This window comes from Providencia sp. UF-183, assembly GCF_058246155.1.
In genome coordinates, this window is sequence record NZ_JBSICD010000059.1 from 1 (window position 1) to 1,174 (window position 1,174).

Below are 1,174 nucleotides of genomic sequence, written 5' to 3' on the forward strand. Positions count from 1 at the left end.
ATTTTTGCAACAACACCCGCACCTACAGTACGGCCACCTTCACGGATTGCGAAACGTAAACCGTCGTCCATCGCGATTGGGTGGATCAGGGTAACGATCATGTTGATGTTATCACCTGGCATTACCATCTCTACGCCTTCTGGCAGTTCGATAGTACCTGTTACGTCAGTTGTACGGAAGTAGAACTGTGGACGGTAACCTTTGAAGAATGGAGTGTGGCGACCACCTTCATCTTTGCTCAGAATATAAACTTCTGATTCAAATTTAGTGTGTGGCTTGATTGAACCTGGTTTAGCAAGTACTTGACCACGTTCGATTTCTTCACGTTTAGTACCACGCAGAAGAACACCAACGTTCTCACCCGCACGGCCTTCGTCCAGTAATTTACGGAACATTTCAACGCCAGTACAAGTTGTTTTAACCGTTTCTTTGATACCAACGATTTCAACTTCTTCACCAACTTTAACGATACCACGCTCAACACGGCCTGTTACTACTGTACCACGACCTGAGATTGAGAATACGTCTTCGATTGGCAGCAGGAACGGACGGTCAATTGCACGCTCTGGTTCTGGGATGTAAGAATCCAGGTAACCTGCTAATTCAACAATTTTCGCTTCCCACTCTGGGTTGCCTTCCAGCGCTTTCAGAGCTGAACCGCGAACAACTGGAGTGTCGTCGCCTGGGAAGTCGTACTGAGACAGTAACTCACGAACTTCCATTTCAACTAATTCTAACAGTTCTTCGTCATCAACCATGTCACATTTGTTCAGGAACACGATGATGTAAGGAACGCCAACCTGACGACCTAACAGGATGTGCTCACGAGTTTGTGGCATTGGGCCATCAGTCGCAGCAACAACCAGGATTGCACCGTCCATCTGTGCAGCACCAGTGATCATGTTTTTAACATAGTCGGCGTGTCCTGGGCAGTCTACGTGTGCGTAGTGGCGAGTTGGAGTATCGTACTCTACGTGAGAAGTAGAGATGGTGATACCACGCGCTTTTTCTTCTGGTGCGTTATCGATTTGGTCGAATGCACGAGCAGAACCGCCGTAAGTTTTAGCCAGAACAGTAGTGATAGCTGCTGTCAGAGTAGTTTTACCGTGGTCAACGTGGCCGATAGTACCAACGTTAACGTGCGGTTTTGAACGTTCAAATTTTTCTTTAGACA

Annotated in this window: 1 protein-coding gene; it reads right to left on the bottom strand. The window is 47.2% G+C overall.

All coding sequences use genetic code 11. The features are described 5' to 3' along the window. The coding region (tuf, locus tag AC4IFT_RS22315) for an elongation factor Tu (RefSeq protein WP_275077028.1) at nucleotides 1-1,174 on the bottom strand (1,174 nt) is incomplete at both ends.